Annotated in this window: 22 protein-coding genes, 1 pseudogene and 1 other annotated feature (1 of these 24 cut by a window edge); of the genes and pseudogenes, 11 read left to right on the forward strand and 12 right to left on the reverse strand. The window is 26.5% G+C overall.

What is annotated here, in order from left to right; translation table 11 throughout:
- Nucleotides 1-103: 103 nt before the first annotated feature.
- Nucleotides 104-1429, reverse strand: coding sequence for an MATE family efflux transporter (locus IC758_RS07490; RefSeq protein ID WP_227482330.1), 1326 nt, complete (start codon nt 1427-1429; stop codon nt 104-106).
- A 421-nt stretch (nt 1430-1850) separates the two neighbouring features.
- On the opposite strand from IC758_RS07490, the gene IC758_RS07495 reads away from it, so the two are divergent.
- From IC758_RS07495 to IC758_RS07505, 3 genes and pseudogenes are all read left to right on the forward strand, one after another.
- Complete coding sequence (locus IC758_RS07495; protein WP_227482331.1) at nt 1851-2435, forward strand: TlpA family protein disulfide reductase; 585 nt, start codon at nt 1851-1853, stop codon at nt 2433-2435.
- The gene (locus IC758_RS07500; RefSeq protein WP_227432878.1) at nt 2428-2577 is read left to right on the forward strand and encodes a CD1871A family CXXC motif-containing protein; all 150 of its coding nucleotides are present in this window, start codon (nt 2428-2430) and stop codon (nt 2575-2577) included. The genes IC758_RS07495 and IC758_RS07500 overlap by 8 nt, the downstream gene beginning before the upstream one ends.
- Before the next feature lie 10 nt (nt 2578-2587).
- Nucleotides 2588-3439 (forward strand): annotated as a pseudogene (locus IC758_RS07505) (4Fe-4S binding protein); the annotation flags it as partial.
- 917 nt (nt 3440-4356) lie between these two features.
- Here IC758_RS07505 and IC758_RS07510 read toward each other — a convergent pair.
- From IC758_RS07510 to IC758_RS07525, 4 genes are all read right to left on the reverse strand, one after another.
- Nucleotides 4357-5199, reverse strand: a complete 843-nt coding sequence (locus tag IC758_RS07510) for a creatininase family protein (RefSeq protein WP_227432879.1) — start codon at nt 5197-5199, stop codon at nt 4357-4359.
- Between the two features lie 563 nt (nt 5200-5762).
- Nucleotides 5763-6410 (reverse strand): lactate utilization protein, encoded by a 648-nt coding sequence (locus tag IC758_RS07515; protein WP_227432881.1) that lies wholly within the window; start codon nt 6408-6410, stop codon nt 5763-5765.
- Between the two features lie 445 nt (nt 6411-6855).
- Nucleotides 6856-7770, reverse strand: coding sequence for a DUF2935 domain-containing protein (locus IC758_RS07520; RefSeq protein ID WP_227482332.1), 915 nt, complete (start codon nt 7768-7770; stop codon nt 6856-6858).
- A 232-nt stretch (nt 7771-8002) separates the two neighbouring features.
- Nucleotides 8003-8185: a hypothetical protein gene (locus IC758_RS07525; RefSeq protein WP_227860853.1), complete on the reverse strand. Its 183-nt coding sequence runs from the start codon at nt 8183-8185 to the stop codon at nt 8003-8005.
- Nucleotides 8186-8606: 421 nt separating this feature from the next.
- Here IC758_RS07525 and IC758_RS07530 point away from each other — a divergent pair, with 421 nt between their 5' ends.
- From IC758_RS07530 to IC758_RS07550, 5 genes are all read left to right on the forward strand, one after another.
- Nucleotides 8607-10709, forward strand: coding sequence for a bifunctional diguanylate cyclase/phosphodiesterase (locus IC758_RS07530; protein ID WP_227834590.1), 2103 nt, complete (start codon nt 8607-8609; stop codon nt 10707-10709).
- Between the two features lie 234 nt (nt 10710-10943).
- Nucleotides 10944-11093, forward strand: a complete 150-nt coding sequence (locus IC758_RS07535) for a hypothetical protein (protein WP_227432886.1) — start codon at nt 10944-10946, stop codon at nt 11091-11093.
- A gap of 644 nt (nt 11094-11737) precedes the next feature.
- Nucleotides 11738-11956, forward strand: coding sequence for a hypothetical protein (locus tag IC758_RS07540; protein WP_227432888.1), 219 nt, complete (start codon nt 11738-11740; stop codon nt 11954-11956).
- Nucleotides 11957-12024: 68 nt separating this feature from the next.
- The gene (locus tag IC758_RS07545; protein WP_227823735.1) at nt 12025-12252 is read left to right on the forward strand and encodes a DUF2829 domain-containing protein; all 228 of its coding nucleotides are present in this window, start codon (nt 12025-12027) and stop codon (nt 12250-12252) included.
- Nucleotides 12253-12258: 6 nt separating this feature from the next.
- A complete protein-coding gene (locus IC758_RS07550; protein WP_227823736.1) occupies nt 12259-12426 on the forward strand; it encodes a hypothetical protein in 168 nt (55 codons plus the stop codon).
- Between the two features lie 59 nt (nt 12427-12485).
- Here IC758_RS07550 and IC758_RS07555 read toward each other — a convergent pair whose 3' ends face one another.
- The 4 genes from IC758_RS07555 to IC758_RS07570 form a co-directional block, all read right to left on the reverse strand.
- The gene (locus IC758_RS07555) at nt 12486-12803 is read right to left on the reverse strand and encodes a hypothetical protein (protein ID WP_227432892.1); all 318 of its coding nucleotides are present in this window, start codon (nt 12801-12803) and stop codon (nt 12486-12488) included.
- Between the two features lie 378 nt (nt 12804-13181).
- The gene (locus tag IC758_RS07560; RefSeq protein WP_227823737.1) at nt 13182-13382 is read right to left on the reverse strand and encodes a hypothetical protein; all 201 of its coding nucleotides are present in this window, start codon (nt 13380-13382) and stop codon (nt 13182-13184) included.
- An 89-nt stretch (nt 13383-13471) separates the two neighbouring features.
- Nucleotides 13472-13885 carry a hypothetical protein gene (locus IC758_RS07565; protein WP_227860854.1) on the reverse strand — a complete coding sequence of 138 codons (414 nt, stop codon included), beginning with the start codon at nt 13883-13885 and terminating at the stop codon, nt 13472-13474.
- Nucleotides 13869-14102: a helix-turn-helix transcriptional regulator gene (locus IC758_RS07570; protein WP_227860855.1), complete on the reverse strand. Its 234-nt coding sequence runs from the start codon at nt 14100-14102 to the stop codon at nt 13869-13871. Before IC758_RS07570 ends, IC758_RS07565 begins: the two co-directional genes overlap by 17 nt.
- A 252-nt stretch (nt 14103-14354) precedes the next feature.
- Here IC758_RS07570 and IC758_RS07575 point away from each other — a divergent pair, with 252 nt between their 5' ends.
- Both IC758_RS07575 and IC758_RS07580 read left to right on the forward strand, forming a co-directional pair.
- The gene (locus tag IC758_RS07575; RefSeq protein WP_227860856.1) at nt 14355-14579 is read left to right on the forward strand and encodes a BlaI/MecI/CopY family transcriptional regulator; all 225 of its coding nucleotides are present in this window, start codon (nt 14355-14357) and stop codon (nt 14577-14579) included.
- A gap of 346 nt (nt 14580-14925) precedes the next feature.
- A complete protein-coding gene (locus tag IC758_RS07580) occupies nt 14926-15744 on the forward strand; it encodes a MerR family transcriptional regulator (RefSeq protein ID WP_227432899.1) in 819 nt (272 codons plus the stop codon).
- A 141-nt stretch (nt 15745-15885) separates the two neighbouring features.
- On the opposite strand, the gene feoB is transcribed toward IC758_RS07580, so the two are convergent.
- The 3 genes from feoB to IC758_RS07595 all read right to left on the reverse strand — a co-directional run bounded on the left by feoB (nt 15886) and on the right by IC758_RS07595 (nt 19026).
- Nucleotides 15886-18006 carry a ferrous iron transport protein B gene (feoB, locus tag IC758_RS07585; RefSeq protein ID WP_227432901.1) on the reverse strand — a complete coding sequence of 707 codons (2121 nt, stop codon included), beginning with the start codon at nt 18004-18006 and terminating at the stop codon, nt 15886-15888.
- Nucleotides 18007-18031: 25 nt separating this feature from the next.
- A complete protein-coding gene (locus IC758_RS07590; protein WP_227432903.1) occupies nt 18032-18259 on the reverse strand; it encodes a FeoA family protein in 228 nt (75 codons plus the stop codon).
- A 326-nt stretch (nt 18260-18585) separates the two neighbouring features.
- Nucleotides 18586-19026, reverse strand: a complete 441-nt coding sequence (locus tag IC758_RS07595) for a GNAT family N-acetyltransferase (RefSeq protein ID WP_227432904.1) — start codon at nt 19024-19026, stop codon at nt 18586-18588.
- A 180-nt stretch (nt 19027-19206) separates the two neighbouring features.
- On the opposite strand from IC758_RS07595, the gene IC758_RS07600 reads away from it, so the two are divergent.
- Nucleotides 19207-20175 (forward strand): DUF2232 domain-containing protein, encoded by a 969-nt coding sequence (locus tag IC758_RS07600; protein WP_227831136.1) that lies wholly within the window; start codon nt 19207-19209, stop codon nt 20173-20175.
- Between the two features lie 151 nt (nt 20176-20326).
- Nucleotides 20327-20394 (forward strand) — a binding site (T-box leader); it runs 185 nt beyond the window's last position.

Raw genomic sequence — 20394 nt, forward strand, 5'->3', positions numbered from 1 at the left:
TTTTAAGGGCTTTAATTTCATTACAAATATGAAGTTTCTAAAGCGAAATTTGAATACAATTACTTTAAGCTAGCTTTATTAATTTTAACAAGTATATATTTTACTAATACTTATATTTACTCTTATATTTTTTTATAAACAATATAGATATAAATATAGTTATAATTTCAGCAAATGGAACAGTAAGCCATAATCCATTTAGATGCAATATAGGAGGAAGAATTACAATTCCTATAATTACAAAAACAAAGGCACGACTAAAAGATATAATAGCTGAAATTTTTCCGTTGTGAAATGCTGTGAAAAATCCTGATGCAAATATATTTATACCAACAAATAAAAAAGCAAAAGCAAATATTTTTAGACCTTGTAAAGCTAAACCAAATACCCCATTATCAGGATTTACAAAAACTCTAACAATAAGTGGTGCAAAAACTAAAGCTACAATAAAAACTAAAATAGAAGAAGCAAATATAAATTTTAAAGAATGCTTAAATGTTTCTTTTAACTTATTACTATTTTCAGCACCAAAATTATAACTTATCAATGGTGATACTCCAGCAGCAAAACCTAGATAAACCGATGTCATCAAAAAGTGAGCATAAAGTACTATAGTAAGAGCTGCAAGTCCAGTTTCTCCTGCTAATCTTAAAGCAACTATATTAAATAAGAATGTTGTAATTCCTGTAGATAATTCTGTAACCATTTCAGAAGAACCATTTATCATTGTATCTCTTATAAGTCTAAAATCAGTTTTTGGTTTTTTTAATTTTAATGTAGACTTACTTGATAAGAAGTAGGCTATACCTAAAATACAAGTTAAAATGATACCTATAGCAGTTGCAACCGCAGCACCTAGAAGACCCATTCCAAAATATTTAATAAACACATAATCTAATATTATATTTGTTACACCTCCAATTACTGATAGAAATAAACTAAATTTAGAGTTTCCATCAGTTCTTGTAAAATATTCAAATATAAATTTTAAAATATAAAAAGGTGTACATAAAATCATAACCTTACCATAAGTTATACAATAAGGTAGTAGTTTATCTGTTGCTCCAAGTAAAATAGATATTTCTTTGACAAAAAAATACGAGATTATTGTGAATAAAATTCCAATAATCAATGAAAATAAAACTATAAAAGAAAATGTAGAATTGGCTTCATCTTGTCTATTTTCCCCCATACGTATAGAAACTATAGCTCCTCCACCAGTTGCCATCATTATTCCAAAACCACAAACAAGGTTGATTATGGGTAGTACAATATTTATACTAGCAAGAGCATCTGAGCCAACTAATGTTGATACAAATATACCATCTATTATTGTGTATAAAGATATAAATACCATGGATATAATTGCAGGAGAAACAAATTTCAGAAATTCAAAAGTAGTGAATTTTCTTGTAAATAAATTTTCCATAAATTTTACCTCCTTTTATTACTCTCTATATATAATAAGGTATATAGTAACTATATAGTCAAGAAAAACTTTGCTAATACTATAAATGGCTTTAAATCAATAATAACTTATGTTTCGTATGATTTATAGAATAGCGATTAATGAACTTTTATTGAAAGAATAATTATACTCTATTGAAAAAGATAATTATATCTTAAGAAAATCTTTAGAAATATAGGTATATAATCTTAAGTTTTACAGCTTATCATATATATAAGATTTTGTTTGATAAGAAGTATATTTTAGTAACTATATATATTCAATATAGTTTTCTTTAGGTTGGCTATTATTTATTAAATATAATAACTATAGTATAGAGAATAGATTACTTTTATTTCAATCAACAATTTTATATATTATATAGATATTAGGAGTGTGAAGTATGAAAAGGTTTTTTGTGTTAGTTTTGGGATGTGTTTTTGCTTTAGGTATACTTTCTGGTTGTAGTAAAAAAGAGTCTAAGCCTATAGACACAAGCGAAAAGAATAGTGAATGGTTTTTTAATCTAGAAACCAAAGATGTAGATGGAAATAAGGTAACAAAGGAGGTGTTTTCAAGTAAAGACCTTACTCTTATTAATGTTTGGACTACCTGGTGTGGTCCATGTGTAGGTGAGATGCCAGAACTTGAAGCTTTATCAAAAGAATATGAAAGTAATAATTCAAATGTAGCTATAAAGGGATTAGTTGTAGAAGTGGATGGAGCTGATATGAAAACTGGTCTTTCGGATGAAGAGAGAGACTTAGTTAAAGATATTATGAAAAAATCAAATGCTACCTATCAACAATTAACAGTATCTGAAGGTTTGAAAAAGACTGATTTTAAAAGAATTATAGAGTTTCCAACAACTTATTTTGTAGACAAGAACGGGAAATTTGTAGGTGACAAAGTTGCAGGTGCAAATAGCAAAGAAGAATGGAAAAAAATTATAGATGAAAGATTAAAGATGGTAAAAAGTAATGAGTAACTTTATTAAAGAAAATAAAAAAGGTATTTCTATTATTGTAATTGGTATTTCATTTATTGTATTGGGCATATATCGTGGAGAAGCAAATATAGTATTAACTAAAGCAATTATGATTTGCCTTGAATGTATTGGTATTGGTTAGGAGAGCAATCATGAAGTTATTATCAAAAATAAACAATAATATAAGAATTATTACTCAGATTGCATTTACAGCATTAACAAATGGATATATAAATGGTTTTTTGCAAGGGACTATTTATGGTGGAGAAAGTAAAAACTTGTGTGTACCTGGATTAAATTGCTATTCTTGTCCAGGGGCACTAGGTGCATGTCCAATAGGTTCACTACAAGCCGTTTTATCAAGTAGGGATTATAAATTTTCATTTTATGTTGTAGGATTTTTAATGGCATTTGGAGCTTTTTTTGGACGCTTTGTTTGTGGATGGCTTTGTCCTTTTGGACTTATTCAAGATTTATTATATAAAATACCATTTCCATTAAAAGTAAAAAAAGTTTATGGTGACAAATATTTAAAATATCTAAAATACATAGTTTTAATAGTTTTTGTAATTATTTTACCAATTACTATTGTAAATGTAGCAGGTGGTGGTAATCCTTGGTTTTGCAAGTGGATTTGTCCTTCAGGTACATTATTAGGTGGGGTACCTCTTATTTTAGAAAATGAAAGTTTAAAAGAATCCATAGGATTCTTATTTAGCTGGAAATTAAGTATTTTGATATTGATTTTATTAGTGTCAATAATGATTTATAGACCATTTTGTAGGTACTTATGTCCTTTAGGTGCAATTTATAGTTTCTTTAATCCTATTTCAATATATAGATTTAAAATTGATAAAGATAAATGTACAAATTGTACAGTATGTCAGTCAAAATGTAAGCTTGATATTCCAATATATGAAGATGTAAATAGTTTAGAATGTATTAGATGTGGTGATTGTATAAAAGTGTGCCCTCAAAATGCAATTACTGCAACTTTTTCAAAAAATATAAAGAATAAATCAATATTTAAAAAAAATGTAAGGGGAAATAATTTAATGAAGAAGATTACTATATGTATTATGATGTTTGCAATCTCAGTATTAGTATTAACTGGGTGTAATAATGACAATAAAATAAAAAGTGAAGTAGATAATATGTTTAATGCAATAAAGACTCAAGATTCTGATAAAGTAGATAAATATTTTCCAGAATCAGGGTTAGGTAGTTTTATCTATAGTGACAAAGAAGGATTTAAAATGTATTCTAAAAATATGTCTTGGAAAATCGAAAATATAAAGAAAAAAGACGATAAAGTTATTGTAGATTTAAAAATTAATAATACAGATATGGTTTCTATATTAAAAAAGAATCCTCCTAAATTAGGAGAAATGATGCCTAATCCAACTATGGAGGACATTGATTCTGCAAATAAAAAAGAGTTTACAATTGCTTTAGAAGTCGTTAAGTCTGGGGAAAATTATATATGTAAAGCTAGCCCTGAATTTGCAATGAAACTTTTAAATGTAATTACTGGAGGAGGTACAGATTATCTAGCTGAGTATAATAAAGATTATTTTAAAAAACTTGATGGAGAATAAAAAAACTAAATTTATAGATAAAACATACTCAATAATTTATTAAAATTATGGTCAATATGTAGAAGTTTATTATGTAAAAGTTGTTTCTTATAGAAATAAAGATGCTAATAAAGAACATAATTGGCAATATAAATATTTACTTGAATTATATAAGAATAATTAAATATGTAACATAAATAGTATAATAAAAGTGGCACTTAATTATAAGTGCCACTTTTATTATACTATTTATGTTATTTATAAGAGTTTATGTAGGTATTTTTTATAGGTTATAAATAGATTATATTGATTTGAAAAATTAAGTATTATAGTAATTATAAGTTTTAAATTTTAAGTTTTAGGTTTGGGACATGATATAAAGGATGATTCATATATTTTTCATAATTAGAACGAAGAATAAAATTATGTGTAGCTATGTATATTTGTTCTCCAATGTCATTGTTTAGTTCAACTCCCAATTCTTCACTTGCCTCTTTAGGAAATCCAATATGACCTTCATTTTTAATTGTATTGATAACTTTTTGGATGTTCATCATTTCGTTATCTTGAATAGATATATCAGGGCGTTCTTGGTAATTATCATTTACTAATTCTGGATAGAGTGATAACATATTAGATGTTTCAATCCAGCCTGCGTGAAAATCATTTGGAAATAATTTGATTTTTTCTTTAATAGAATTAGAAAATTTTCTTAAGATTCCCTTTTGTTCGCAATTAAAAATTGAACCCATAGGTGCAATGGAAATTATGCCATATTCTTTGTTGATTGATTCACAGGCTTGTTCTATAGCAATTGTATGTAGTGGGTCAGCATGAGCAGATATAACAACGATATTTTTAACACCCCATTTGACTATGTTCTTTAATGTACTATAAATTATTTTGTAAATTAATTCACGGCTAATATGAATATTACCTGGGAAAGTTCCCATATCTGCAAAGCCCAAAGGTATTATAGGCAGTTTTCCATAACAATAGCTAGGTAAAATTGAGTCTAGTTTATTAATTGCAAGGTTAATCCATTCATCTGTTTCATAAATATCCACACCTATTGGTAAATGTCTACCATGTTCCTCAATTGGAGCTATACCAACAAATACTACTAGTTTTTCTTTGTCTAAATTCAAAATATCTTCCCATGAAAGAGTAAGTAAGTTATAATTCATAGCCTTGAACCTCCTGAAAATTTATTTTAGTAGTGATATTATTTTCTATATACATAATAATTAACACTAATATGTATATATAGTACTTTATATAAATAGTAATATATATACATATTAGTGTCAAGAAAGAAATAACTCTGATTTTAAAAACAACGACGATTCTTTTAATAATTGTTAAGTGAAAAAGTTAATGCTTATAAATTTATTACAATATTTTTTGGACTAAATATAAAGAGCAAGTATAGTACTATTAAAAAATAGAAGATATTTATTCAAAAAACACCAATCGGAAATTAAAACAAAAAACTTTATGGTATTTATGAAAACTTTATTAGAAATACAATTTAAATTATATATTATAGAAGTTTAAATAATAAAAGTAGTAGATATTTTGATTTCTAAGGGAAATAGTATTTAAGAAAATTGGAATATAGAAATTTGAGGACAAGGTAAAAGTGATAGAGAGAAAATTTTATATAGAATTTTCTCTCTATCACTTATGTAGGTAAACTATGTAACATTATTTTATTATTTATGTAATTATTTTTGTTTACAGATGTATTTTATAGACCAAGATTTTCTCCAACTAATATTACTTTTATCTTATTTGCTGGACGACTGATTCTTGTAGTTACCATATATGCACAAATACTTTCAGGACTTGTGCAATCTATACAACTACCATTAATATAGCAAGGAGTATTAACATCTTGAAAACGCTGTACAACTGCTGGTGCAGCAATTGTTCTAGTTCTTTGTATTGCATCACCAATATTTTTTACAATCTTATTCATGCCAGCAACAACTATAACATTTTTTGGTCCAAAAATCATTGCAGCTACACGATTTCCATTCCCATCAATATTAAAAAGCTGACCATCTTCACTAATAGCATTACTACTCATTAAAAAAGTATCACATAGAAGTGCTTGACGCATAATTTCTGTTCTTTCTTCTGGACTTTTTGCCAAATCCCTATCAATAACTTTATATCCTTTATTTTTAACAGCAATTTGTACACCCATTTCCTTAAGAGTTTCAGAACCTCCCCATGAGACTGTATGATTTTGAGGAATTAAATCTAAAATTTGTTGTAAAGCATCGTTTTTAGTTTTACAGTAATAAGCATCAAAATAGCGTTTTTTAAGAGCTGTAACGATGTTTGGACCTAACTTATCGTAACGTTTTTCTAATGGTGTTTGTCTTATCATACTAAAATCACTCCTGTATTTAAATTTTAAAGTTGTAACTATTATGCTAATTAAATTTACCTACTAGATAATTGTATAAATAAAGATAAAGAAAAGATTATACAAAATAAGCTTACATAAAACCAATTTTATTATTAACTTTTCCTAAAATTATGAAAATAGTTACAATATAGTTATAACACAAATAAGTTTTTATTATAAGATGTATATTATTAATTTTTAGTAAATAATCAAGTGGAAAAATAGTTCTGTTAAGAGTTCTTATTTTTAAAACTACTATATAAGAATGTTGTAAATTGTAGTTGATTATATGATTTTTTCACAAATATTTATTATAAATAAATGACTTAAGTTCTATTGAATAATAAAAAAGTAAAGAAGCAGTTTAGATGCATCTTTACTTTAATTAATTTTATGTTATATAAATTTGTTTAGAGTTTTTTAATTACATATTTTTGTAGTTTTCCAATATTCTGATATAATGATTGGCTTCTCTTAACACATGGTCTGCTAAAAGTGGCAATATTATAGATTTTATTTTACATTCTTCTATTCCAGATACTCCAGCCTCTTTAAAATCTTTGAATTCAACTGTTTCATCTAGAGTTTTATCTGTCATACTATTTATAGTAGCATCATTCATTTTATTTGCTTCTTCTATTAATTCCTTAAATTTTGCAGCAAATTCGTTTGAAGTATTGATTAGTTCATTTTCAGATGGGTCAAGTAATCCTCTTATAAACAATGCATGCTCCATCATAATTTGATCCCAAAATAATTCTATCTCTTTAAAATCTTTTGAATCAATATCTATTTTATTTTCTAGGTCAATTACATAGGAACGATATAAGTTAGCTTCATGTATTATATGTTCAATAAGTAGAGGGTAATTTGAGGTAAATAGATTGCATGATAGCACTCCATCTAGAACTCTTTCCTTTAGATTAATAAGTCCATCAAGTAACTTTAGTGAATCTGAGTTAAGCTGAGCTACATAATTTACTAAATCTTGGCTAACCTGTGGATTTACACCACTTTGTAAATTTAATTCTCTTGTGGTTATGTTTTGATTTATTTCTATTCCTGTAAATTCCTCTGTCTTTTTTTCTGCATTCAATGTATGACTAGTGACAATTTCTTCTGAATATAATATATCAGGTCTAATTACACCATTGCTAGCACTAACAGCATATGATAATAATTCCTCAAATTGCTTTTTATAGTGGTCAGCTTCTAGAGCAAGATTGTAATCCTTAGGTGTGAATCCTGCTTCCAAAAAAAGAGAATGCTCTTTCATGATTCTTGAAAAAAATAAGTGTAATTCAAGTGATAAAATAACATATTTTTGATTATCTATCATAACTTCCTCCCTTTAAAAATTATCTTGTTTATAATACTTTATTCTTAAGATTTGATTTTATGTATATTAGAAATAAATTAATTAAATTCTCTTGTTACTAGTTTTAAGATTTATTATTAGATTTTAGTTTTGAATACATAACTTTTGGATAAAACTATTAAAGCTAAAATACATAAAAGTAGGCAAGAAGAATCTTATATAAAATTCTTTTGCCTACTTAATATACTTGACTTTATGCCAAACCACACTCACATAATAAAATCATTATTCTATGGAGATATGACTCCACAGTATCTTCGCCATATTTTTTAATAAAATCATCGATTTGAGTTTCTATAAATGAATAGTATTCTTTTAAATTAGCAATATATGCAGTCATTATATGGACACATTCATCAATTTTATCTTTAAACACAACCAATCCCCCTAAAAAACGAAAAATTAAAATATTCAGTAAATAGCATGTATTATTTCATTTGATAACCTATATAGTATGATATATTGGCTAGAAAAATTTTACAAGTGGGTATGCAAAACTGGTTGTTATAATTGCAAAACTGGATAGCTGTTTTGTTATATGTTCATGAATAAGAAACCAAGTAAGATATTGGGCAAATCCATTATCAAATAGATTTTTTATATATCATTTAAATTGGTAAATAGGATATTGATGTATTTTTTTTTATCAACTATAATTTAGAATATGAAGTGATAAATTTCTCCAGTAAATTAAGCTATTTAATGTGTATATATAAATGATTAAGCAATCCTCTGTAATAAAAAATAATTTTGGAAATGTTGTTATAAGTAATAGTAACAATGAAGGAGGCATGTATATGAACAGACATAACATTGAAATTATATTAAATCAGATAAAGACTAATATATATATTACAGATATTCATACTAATAAAATTATTTTTATGAATGAAAATATGAAAGAAGAATACAGTATTTTAGTTCCAGAAGGAAAAGTCTGTTGGGAAGTATTATATCCCGAAAAAAATATTCCTTGCAGTTGTTGTAAGATTTCAGAATTACTAGCGAGCAATAAAAAAGGAGTATCAATAAAATGGTATGAAAAATGTAATAAGTTAAATAGAGTTTTTGAGAATTATGATAGTTTAATTACATGGTATGATGGGACAACTGTTCATATACATCAATCTATAGATATTACAAACTCTATAGATTTAAACAAACAACTTAAGATTGATGAGTTTTGTCACGTATCAGATAACGATGAAAAAAAAGAGAACTTTGAGTATTTAAATATATCAAGAGATAAATTTGATTATGATTCCACTTTACTTTATGATGCTCTTATTAGAGGTACAGATGAATATATATATATATGTAACTTCAAAACAGGAGTATTTCGATATTCACCATCACAAGTTGAATTATTTGATTTACCAGGAGAAATTGTGGAAAATCCACTTGAATATTGGAAAAAAATTGTACATCCAGAGGACTGGAATCGTTTTTATAAGTCAAATATGGAAATAGGTAAAGATTATATGGATTATCATACAGTTGAATTTAGAGCTAAAAATCGTAGTGGAGAATATATATGGTTAAAGTGTAAAGGCCAATTAATGCGTGATGAATTTGGAGAGCCAAGTATTTTTGCAGGAATTATGACGCAGTTAGGTAAACAAAATAAGATTGACCCATTAACACAGTTATTGAACTACTATGAGTTTATGAGTGTATTTGAAGAAAAACTTTCAAATCCCATGATTGAAAAATTATGCATAATGCTACTAAATATTGATGACTTTAAGAATGTTAATGAGATATATGATAGAGCCTTTGGAGATAACATAATAAAAACTTTAGCACAATCTATAAAATCTATTTTGCCAGGTAATGCTGAACTTTATAAACTTGATGGTGATGAAATGGGAATTCTTGTTGATAATGTTGAAGAAAATGACATTCGAATTCTATATGAACAAATACAGAATTTGATTATACATCTTCACTTGTGGAGAAAATATGGATTAAATATAACAATTTCTACTGGATGTGCTATATATCCAAAGCATGGAGATACAGTAAAAGAACTTTATAAATATGCTAGCTATTCTTTACAGTATGCTAAAGAACATGGAAAGAATAAACTTGTTTTTTTCTCTGAAAAAATCTTGAAAAATAAAATGCATTCATTGGAAATGATGTGGGAGTTGAAAGCATCAATTAATGATAATTTTCGAGGATTTAGTCTTAGATTTCAGCCACAAGTAGACACGCAAAGTCATAAAATAATAGGTGTAGAAGCACTTTTAAGATGGACTAACCAAAAAGGTGAAGCAATTTCTCCTTTAGAATTTATTCCAATTTTGGAAGAAAATGACATGATAAATGATGTGGGAGCATGGGTACTTCGAATGGCATTACGTACTTGTAGTGATTGGATTGATTATAATCCTCTTTTTACAGTAAGCGTAAATATTTCAGCTGTACAAATATTAGAGGAGACGTTTATTGAGGATGTAATTAAAATTATATCTGAGGAAAGTTTTCCTTATCAAAATCTTGTATTAGAGTTGACAGAAAGTCATACAGTACAAAATATGAGTATTTTACAAGATAAGTTTGAAATTCTACAATGTTTAGGAATTCGTATTGCTATGGATGATTTTGGTACAGGGTACTCTTCTTTAGAGATTTTAAAATTTTCTCCAATAGATATAGTTAAAATTGATAGAGTATTTGTCAAAGACATATTAAAAAGTAAGTTTGATGCTACATTCATACGATTTATTGTTGCAATTTGTCATGATGTAGGCATAAGAGTGTGTTTAGAAGGAGTAGAAACACAGGAGGAGTATGATTTAGTTAAGCAAATGAAACCAGATTACATACAGGGATATTTTTTTGGAAAGCCGCAAACAGCAAGAGAAATTTTAGCTATTTTAAAATTAGATATCTAATACTAATCAAATTTTCAATTTCACATTTACTTATATAATCTAGCAAGTAAATATATTTTAATTTTAACTGACATTTAACCTTAGATAAAAATAAAGAAAAAGTAAAATATAGGTAGATTATGTAAATATATATGCTATAATAGGGTTAACAAGAAGAAGCAGTCTACAATCTAAAGAGTGAGGTTCATGCGTAAAGAATATCCTCCCAACGTTAAGAAGGGAGGTGAATTGTGCATGGATATTTTTTTACGAGGTGTACTAGAACGTTTAGTTGCCAGTTTTATAGTTAACAAACTATTTGGAAAATGTAAAAAACCACTCGAAGCGGCAACTAAGAGTGGTTGGGAATTTGATTTAAAAATCACATTCCGTAAAAATGAGTAATTTTAAATTACGAACTCCACTCTACTGACAATAGATTGTAGTTCTTCTTGTTTTTTATTATACCACAAATTGATACAATTATTCAAAAAAAATATTTATATAATATGATATAATTATATAAATTTTGCAGTAATTTATGTATGTGATAGCTGCTATCAATTGAACTATTTGTAGCTCACTGGAGATTTAACAAAAGGTATAAGCTATGATAGTGTCAAAGCAGGAAAAGCTAATAAAGCTAGTAATATGATTGATGATGCTAGTTCAATTCTAATTGTGTTCAAAATCTATTAATACACTATATTAAGTATTTGAATTGAGATTAAAATCTCATACAATTTTGTATCCTAATTCAAAGTCTAAAAATCGGGTGGGACTTGGTAACTTCACTCATTATACAGGTACTGGTGTTTAATCTAGGTTCGATTCATAGAACTTGAGACATAATATGTAATTCCACCTTAAAAAGACTAAGTTTGGGTAAGTTTAGTCTTTTTAAATTCTAAAATTCTTCTAATGCAGTTCATATTCAGTACACAAACTTTTGGTAATATATAAGTAAATCAAAGATTGTATAGACACTAAATGAATTCAAATATACATACTTGTACATAAAATATATGATAATTTTGAGAGGTATAAACATGAAATGTCCTAACTGTGCTAGTGAGAAAATTCAAAAAAATATTAAATGGGGAGGAAAAGGAAATGCTGGTAATGTTGGATTAAGATATAGTTTACTAGGAGTAGCAACCGTATATTCTGATTTATGTTTGGATTGTGGTGAAATAGTTAGAACATACATAATGGAAAATACTGATGAGGATTGGCAGATAAAGAGAATAAAGAATATAAAAAAATAGAATAAGTTAAAAGGCTATCTTTGTAGATGGTCTTTTTTTATATAATAGATTGAAAAGGAGAATGAATTATGAAATTTGAAGAAGTATTACCACTAATAAAAAATGAAGAAAAAGCATTTAGATTATGTTGGAATGGGAAAGGAATGTATGTGCAAATGGATAAAGGCGGAAGTTATGAGTTTTCAGAAATTTATCCATTCTTTGTAATAAAAAACACATTGAATTCTTTTAATACATGGGTTCCAAGCGTAAGTGATATATTTGCAGAGGATTGGGAAGCAATAAGAGGAGAATGATAAGGGATGGATAAGATGTTAATAAATGATAAGAGTTTTTATCCAAATAATATTTATCCAGCAATAGACCTTCTCAAGATAAAAAGACAGTTAAAATCAATATACGTTTATGAGATTGAACAGTTATTCAAGTCTCAAGTTGAAAATTTTAGTATATTAAAACTTAAGAATTGATGCTTAAGAAGGTAGCAACTGGAAATAGTTGTTACCTTCTTTTTTAATAAATTTAAAGTTTATAAAACAATATATCTTTTCCTAATTAAATAATAGGATATTATTGTTATGATAGACACTAATATTACTGATATTATTGCAGTATCAAGTCTTCTTGTTAATAAACCCATGATTATATATTCTAAACCTATTAAATAGTGATAAAATATTTCTAGTTTAGTAGCTTTTTCTCTATCTATATTCCCATATTTTAATTCTAATTTATCTAAATATTTTTTCTTACAATAATTAGTTTTACCCTTGATTAAATATCCTACAGTAACTACTATTGTAAATGTTACTCCATAACTTAAAAATATAATGTTCCAAGAATTCATAGTAGAGATACCTCCATTTAGATTTATTTTCTTAATCAAAGTATATCAGTAGTATAAACATAAAGAGTGTCTAAAAAATTACAAATATTAACAAAGGGAATAAAATTATAGTAAAAGTTTTAATAATAAAACGAACAAAAACTATCATACTAAAACATAAGACATGTTATAATTGTATTACAAAGTTTCATTAATTACACTAAAAGCACTTCTGCAAAAGAGTGCTTATTTTTTTTGAATTCATTAATATATATGAACTATTAAGAACATTACTCAACACACTTTAAAATTGATTTAAATAGGTCTTTTTAACAACCTAAATCATATGATATAATAAAAAAATAGAAGTGTACTGCCAATACACTTCTATAGTTATAACTAAGCATTCTCATGTCGGGGAGTGCTTTTTTCATTTTTCCAAACAATATTATTTACTTCATCAATAATTATCAAATCAATCTCATTTTCTTCTAATATTTCTGTTGCAGTAAAAATTAGATTATCTAAGTCAAAACTTCGAGTTATTTCTAGTTGATTGTTGTTTAGAGTTCTTTTTAGTATGTAAGTTTTAAAACGCACTTATATCACCTCTCATATTTATAAAAAAATTAAACATATATTAGCCTCTAAAATAGTTACATTAACTTGTGTTTTTAATAAACTTGTATTTACTCTTTTTTATCTAAAAGTATATTTATGAGCAAATATGCAACAAATAAAAAAATCTCAATGACACATAGTGTTATAGCTATAACTAGAAGTGATTGATTTTTCCATGCACTATAAGCTATGATGAAAAGAAATGTAAAAGCGCATAATGTATAATTCATAATTTTAACTAATATATGACTTGTTTTCATTGTTAAGTATAAGTCTCTTTCATCTGCATTATCTTGTAATTCTTCAACAATGCCTTTTTTTGAAAAAGCATTGTAAAAATTAAAGATTGCTATTGTAATTAAAAGGAATGATGAAATTAGGAATCTTTGTTCTTTTAAAATGCAGTAAATAACTATGCTAGCACAGCATAACATAGAAGCTATAATACCTACTATAAAACCTCGTCTATTCTTTACTTTCATGTTTTTTGTCCTCCATTTCTTTATTTTCTATTAAACAACATAGTTCTTCAATAGTTGTACCAAACACTTGTGCCATACGATAGGCAAGCATAAGAGAAGGACTATACTGCTCCTTTTCAATAGAAATAATTGTTCTGTTTGATACATGGACTAAATCAGCAAGTTGTTGCTGTGTTAAACCCATATTTGTTCGAAATTCTCGCACTTTTGTTTTCATTCCATACCCTCTCTCTATATGAAGCTAACTTCATGTGAAGTTAGCTTCATGATATCCTAAAAAGAGTAAAATGTCAATTTTTTTTAGAGAAAAGATAAAAATAAACTAAAAAAGTAGAATATATTGTAAATTTTATCTGTAGTTTTTGTATTAAAAAGTTCCTACTATTAGTTTAAGTTAAATTTTATGTTATATAGAAAGAAGGAATATATTATGCTAAATAAAAAATTACCAGATGCAGAATGAAAACTCATGAAATTTATTTGGAATTCGGGATATAAAACTGTAATATCAAAAGATGTTGCAGATGAAATGGATGAAAACTATGGGTGGAAACATACAACTACAATTACAATCTTAGTAAGACTAACTAAAAAAGGTTTTTTAATATCTCAGAGAATTAGAAAACATGTACACTATACAGTATTAGTGAAAGAAAAAGAATATTTGAAATTAGAAAGTAAAAGAATTTTTTGAGGTTTACATAACAATCCTTTATCAGAACTAATTTCAAAGCTACATAAAGAGGAAATAACAGAAGACAAAATAACAGAAATATGAGAATGGATAAAAACTTGGAAATATGAAGATTAATAGAGTAAAAGGTAGCTACTAATATAAGTGCTACCTTTTTATTGATATGGATAAAATATGGAAAAGTTATATAAAATTGTGGGTAACATATTTTACTGATATCTAACTGACATTTGACCTTTAAAATTAAAAAAATATTGATTTTATTAAATAATAACTACTTGATTTAGTAAATACTAAAGGATATAGTAACTATATAGACAACAAAGCGAAAAGGAGTGTACAAACCTTGGAAAAACAGTATTTTACTACAGGTGAATTTGCAAAACTATGTGGTGTTTCTAAGCAGACGTTGATTTTTTATGATAAAATAGGGATTTTTTCACCTGAATATAAAGATAAAAACAATTATAGATATTATTCAGTATATCAGTACGATACATTAGATATATTACAATCATTAAGAGAAATAGGCATGAGTTTAGAAGAGATAAAAGAATATATAAAAAATAGAAGCCCTCAACATTGTGTAGAAATGCTTAAAGAAGAAGAAAAAAAGATAAAAGAGAAAATAAAAAAATTAAAACAAATAAGTTCTAAAATACAAAACCGGATAAATACTACAGTTGAAGGTATTTCTAAGATATATAATGAAGAAATTTATATATCCAATAGATGTGAAGAATACTTAGTATTATCAAGTGATTTGAGTAGTATAAATGATGGCAATTTTATGATGGAATTGATTGATTTTACAAATTACTGTAAGTCAAAAAATCTGTATCAGGGGTATGAACTAGGAGCAATAGTAAGTAATGAAAATATAAAAAATGGAGAATATTTAAGTATATCAAGTTTTTATTTAAAAATAGATAAAAAAATAAAAGATAAAAAGCTATATATAAAGCCAGAAGGAATGTATGTGTGTATAAAGCATATTGGGAGATATGAAGACTCATATAAGTCCTATGAAAAATTAAAAAAATATATATACGATAATAACTATAAAATTATTGGTAATTCATATGAAGAAAGTATACTTGACTTTTTTTGCGAAAATAATGAAGAAAATTATATGACTGAGATTTCAATTCAAATATCTATATAAGAATTAAAAATTAAAATAGAGGTATATTCACGTGATAAGTAATTTTACTTATCACCTGAATATACCTCTATTTTAATAATAAAGTATATGAATTTTTAAATAATACTTATAGGATAAAGTTTAATGTTAACTAAATGCTAATTATACAAATAAATTATAAACAAAAGTTGTTAAAAAACAAACAACAAAAGCAAGTACAGTAGGCATTAAAAATCCTAAGGCAGTCCATTTTAAACTTCCAGTTTCTCTTTTTATAGTTAAAAGTGTTGTTGCACAAGGCCAATGAAGTAAGCTAAATAACATAACATTTAAAGCTGTTAAATAAGTCCAACCATGTTCTCTAAGAACTTGACCTAGAGCACTAAAGCTATCTAATTCTATCATAGAACCAGTTGCTAGATAAGCCATTAAAAGTATAGGTACAACTATCTCATTTGCTGGAAAACCAAGAATAAAAGCCATTAATATGAAGCCATCTAGGCCAATTAGCTTAGCTAAAGGGTCTAAAAAGTTTGCAACATGTGATAATATGCTCAAATCTCCTATATAGATATTTGCAAATATCCAAGTTATTACACCAGCAGGTATAGCCACCATTACAGCTCTTCCTAAAACAAATATTGTTCTATCTATTATAGAAGTATATAAAGTTCTACCTATTTGAGGAACTCTATAAGGAGGAAGTTCTAATGTAAATGTAGAAGGAACTCCTTTTAATAATGTTTTGGAAAGAGTATAAGAAACCAACAATGTTATTATAACTCCTAAAATTATTAATAAGGTTATACAAAATGCAGTTGCTATACTAGATACAAAAGAGCTAGTTACAACAGAGCTAAAAAATATTGTAGATATGGCTATTAAAGTAGGAAAACGACCATTACAAGGTACAAAGTTATTTGTAAGTATAGCAATAAGTCTTTCTCTTGGAGAGTCAATTATTCTACAACCAATAACTCCAGCAGCATTACATCCAAATCCCATACACATAGTCAGGCACTGTTTACCATGAGCACATGCTTTTTTAAATAGATGGTCTAAGTTAAATGCAACTCTTGGCAAATATCCAAAATCCTCAAGTAATGTGAATAATGGAAAAAAGATTGCCATAGGAGGTAACATTACAGAAATTACCCATGCTAAAGTTCTATATAATCCTAATACTAACATATCATTTAACCACAATGGACAATTAATACTATTTAATATATTTGAAATACTTGGTTCAAATCCAAGTAATAAATTAGATAATAAAGTGGATGGATAGTTAGCACCTTCTATAGTAATCCACAGTATAGTACCTAATAATAAGAGCATTATTGGAAGTCCAAATATTTTAGATGTTAATATTTTATCTACTTTTTCTTCTCTATCTGTTGGTTTTTTAGCATTATTAGAACAACACTTATCACTTAATTTTTTAGCATAATCATAATTGATTTTAGTAAATTCATCTCTAGTCTTCTGTTTGTTTATATCATTTGGAACTTTTTTCTTTACTTCGTTAATAGCATCTATAGAATCTTTATCTATATAATTACTCATAGATTCAAAAATACTTTCATCGCCATCAATAAGTCTAAGACCCAACCACCTAGAATTTATATTTGGCATGATATCATCTAACTCTGGTTGAATTGATTTTACTGTGTTTTCTATATTTTCGCTGTATTTTACTGGCTTATTATTAAACTTGTATCTATCAAAAGATACATCATTTAAAATTTCTAATAGTTCACCCATACCAGAACCATTTCTTGCAGCAGTTAAAACAACTGGAATTCCAAGAGATTCCTCTAAGAAATCTTTATTAATATTAATACCTTTTTTTCTAGCTTCATCTATCAAATTTATACACAAAATGACTTTATCTGTGAGTTCCATTACTTGAAAAACTAAATTTAAATTTCTTTCAAGACATGTAGCATCACACACTACTATTACTGCATCTGGATTACCAAAGCATATAAAATCACGAGCTACAACCTCTTCTTGTGACAAAGCAAATAGAGAATATGTTCCTGGTAAATCTATTAATGCATACTCTGTATTTTGATATTTGAAATTACCACGAGCTGTAGCTACAGTTTTTCCTGGCCAATTTCCAGTGTGTTGTCTAAGTCCAGTAAGATGATTAAATACAGTACTTTTACCTGTATTTGGATTACCAGCTAGTGCAATTACAAACTGGTCTTCCTTGTTATCTATATCAAACATGTCTTTTAAAGAATTCATTTTAGTTGAGTTGTGTGTTAAACCCATATTAATATCCTCCTGCTAGAAAATTTTAAATGTCAGAAACTAATATTAGTCTACTTTCTTCTTGTCGTAGAGCTATCTTGCTACCTCTGATATTGTAGACAGTTAAATTATTTTTTGGTCCTTTTCTAACTACATCTATAACAGCTCCTCTAGTAAGACCAAGCGCTAACATTCTCTCTCTTAAATTACCACTAGATAATATATCTTCAACTTTAACAGTTTTTTTCACTTGAATATCATTAAGGTTTTTCATAGTAGCACCTCCATGCATGAAATTTAGCCTGAGCTAATCTTCTTATTTTAAACTATGCACTATGCTATTACCTTGTTACTTTTTGCAAAAAAAAGATAGGCAATATGCCTATCACAAAGTTGGGTATAATTCTTACTTTTGGGGAAAGTAGAATATAGAATAAAAATTAACATTTTGAATCTATATAATTATTGAATTTTGATAATAAAAAAGTCAGAAAGCGCAAAAGCCTTCTGACTTATATAAGGTATTTTCAAATACCTAGATATCAATTCAATATTTAATTTATGATTTAATTATATATTAACAATGTTAGCTTGTCAACACTATAATCTCATTTTAATATGTTCAATACCTGCTTCATCATACACTTCTGAAATTTCTTTAAAACCACAAGATAAGTAAAGATTTTTTATGTAAGCCTGTGCTGATAAGGTTATATTATTTTCATGCAAATTAACCTTTATAAAGTCTATAGCACAGTCCATCATTTTCTTTGCCAAGCCCTTTTTTCGATGAGTAGAAAGAACTAAAACCCTACCAATAGAAACATCATTATAAGAGCTATATTTTTTAGGGATTATTCTGGCATAAGCACAAATCAACCCATTCTCTTCTAAAAATATATGATAAGAGTTTTTGTCTACATCATCATAATCATTTAATGAAAATATCCTCTGTTCGCATGCAAATACTTCATATCTTGACTTTGCTATTTCGTAAAACTCATTTAGACTTAAATCATTAAAGTGTTTTATTTTAAACATAATAATTACCTCCTAAGTATATTAAAACCAAATATTAAGATATATTATACCATTTTATAATTTTTAACAGTAATACTTTTATTAAAATAGGTATGTGTTAAAAATATTTTAAAAAAGTGTTATACTGTATTAAAAACAAAATATTAGTTAGAAAAATTATGGTTTGTGGAGGAAGTTGTTTTGAATACTACCAAAAAATTAACTGAAGCGGCTTTATTGTCGTCTTTATTTATAGTAATAACAATTATAGCTGTAGGGACTGGGTTTGGATATGCCATTTATTTAGATTTTATAGTGCCAATATTTTTTTGTATAATATGTTTAAAGTGTGATTTAAAGTATACTGTTTTATCTGGAGTTATATCTCTTTTAATAATTTCCTTGGTGCTTGGAAACTTGGGAACTGCTATTTGGGCAAGTCAGAGTGTCTTACTTGGTATAATATGTGGTTATTTGATAAGTAAATCATCAACAGTTATGGATGATTTAGTATATGGTTCAATTATTGGAGTCATTATAATGGTTTTTATTGATATATATGCTTCAGCATTAATAGGATACAGTTTTATGAGAGAATTTCAAGGATATAGTAAATTGATTTATTTTAATGAATACTCAGATTCTATTTTTTACTTACTGATAGCACTGTTTCCTTTTGGAATGGTTTTTTGTATATACTTTTTAAGTTTGATTATGGGACATAAATTACATATTTTAAACTCTAATGCATTAAAAAAGTTTCTAGTGTTTAAGAGTTTTAGATTTTTAAATCAATTTTTATGTTGCTCAAAGAAAGTTTTTTATATGTGTGTGTTTTATTTAACTATTTTTGAAGTTACAAATATATTAAATATTAAAACTGAGTTAGTTTACTTAAAAACAATTTTTATATCAATTGGATATTTGTGTATGTATTTTGTTATTAGAGATTCCTGTATGTCACTACAAAATTTTATAATAACTAAATTTGGAAAAGTAGCATACGCTAGAATTTCTTTTTTGATAGTAGTTATATCTTTATTTCTAATGTTTAAGATAACTGTTATTGGATTAATAATTATAAATGCATTTTTAAATAAGAAAATGAATATAAGATTGACTCAAATTAATATTGTCGATAAACAAATAAATATTTTAATTGAAAAATAAACTTTATACATTGGTAAAAAATATAAAAAAGTAGTATAATGTAAAAAAACATGTATATAATAATAAAAAAGGTTGACAAAATGTAAAAATAATAATATATTATGAGTAAGTTAAGAAAAATTTCTTGTAATTGATGAAATAATCTGAATATATAAGTGCTGTGAAGAGAAGAAGTAGAGCTGAATTTTATTTAACAGAGAGTTCCAGTTTGGTGAAATG

Source organism: Clostridioides sp. ES-W-0016-02 (genome assembly GCF_020641035.1).
In the GTDB taxonomy this organism is placed as follows: Bacteria; Bacillota; Clostridia; order Peptostreptococcales; family Peptostreptococcaceae; genus Clostridioides.

What these genes read in the sequence shown, in the direction of transcription:
- IC758_RS07490 (WP_227482330.1), bottom strand. Translation starts at nt 1,429, where the DNA reads ATGGAAAATTTATTTACAAGAAAATTCACTACTTTTGAATTTCTGAAA.
- IC758_RS07495 (WP_227482331.1), top strand. Translation starts at nt 1,851, where the DNA reads ATGAAAAGGTTTTTTGTGTTAGTTTTGGGATGTGTTTTTGCTTTAGGT.
- IC758_RS07500 (WP_227432878.1), top strand. Translation starts at nt 2,428, where the DNA reads ATGAGTAACTTTATTAAAGAAAATAAAAAAGGTATTTCTATTATTGTA.
- IC758_RS07510 (WP_227432879.1), bottom strand. Translation starts at nt 5,199, where the DNA reads ATGAATTATAACTTACTTACTCTTTCATGGGAAGATATTTTGAATTTA.
- IC758_RS07515 (WP_227432881.1), bottom strand. Translation starts at nt 6,410, where the DNA reads ATGATAAGACAAACACCATTAGAAAAACGTTACGATAAGTTAGGTCCA.
- IC758_RS07520 (WP_227482332.1), bottom strand. Translation starts at nt 7,770, where the DNA reads ATGATAGATAATCAAAAATATGTTATTTTATCACTTGAATTACACTTA.
- IC758_RS07530 (WP_227834590.1), top strand. Translation starts at nt 8,607, where the DNA reads ATGAACAGACATAACATTGAAATTATATTAAATCAGATAAAGACTAAT.
- IC758_RS07535 (WP_227432886.1), top strand. Translation starts at nt 10,944, where the DNA reads ATGGATATTTTTTTACGAGGTGTACTAGAACGTTTAGTTGCCAGTTTT.
- IC758_RS07540 (WP_227432888.1), top strand. Translation starts at nt 11,738, where the DNA reads ATGAAATGTCCTAACTGTGCTAGTGAGAAAATTCAAAAAAATATTAAA.
- IC758_RS07545 (WP_227823735.1), top strand. Translation starts at nt 12,025, where the DNA reads ATGAAATTTGAAGAAGTATTACCACTAATAAAAAATGAAGAAAAAGCA.
- IC758_RS07550 (WP_227823736.1), top strand. Translation starts at nt 12,259, where the DNA reads ATGGATAAGATGTTAATAAATGATAAGAGTTTTTATCCAAATAATATT.
- IC758_RS07555 (WP_227432892.1), bottom strand. Translation starts at nt 12,803, where the DNA reads ATGAATTCTTGGAACATTATATTTTTAAGTTATGGAGTAACATTTACA.
- IC758_RS07565 (WP_227860854.1), bottom strand. Translation starts at nt 13,885, where the DNA reads ATGAAAGTAAAGAATAGACGAGGTTTTATAGTAGGTATTATAGCTTCT.
- IC758_RS07570 (WP_227860855.1), bottom strand. Translation starts at nt 14,102, where the DNA reads ATGAAAACAAAAGTGCGAGAATTTCGAACAAATATGGGTTTAACACAG.
- IC758_RS07575 (WP_227860856.1), top strand. Translation starts at nt 14,355, where the DNA reads ATGAAATTTATTTGGAATTCGGGATATAAAACTGTAATATCAAAAGAT.
- feoB (WP_227432901.1), bottom strand. Translation starts at nt 18,006, where the DNA reads ATGGGTTTAACACACAACTCAACTAAAATGAATTCTTTAAAAGACATG.
- IC758_RS07590 (WP_227432903.1), bottom strand. Translation starts at nt 18,259, where the DNA reads ATGAAAAACCTTAATGATATTCAAGTGAAAAAAACTGTTAAAGTTGAA.
- IC758_RS07595 (WP_227432904.1), bottom strand. Translation starts at nt 19,026, where the DNA reads ATGTTTAAAATAAAACACTTTAATGATTTAAGTCTAAATGAGTTTTAC.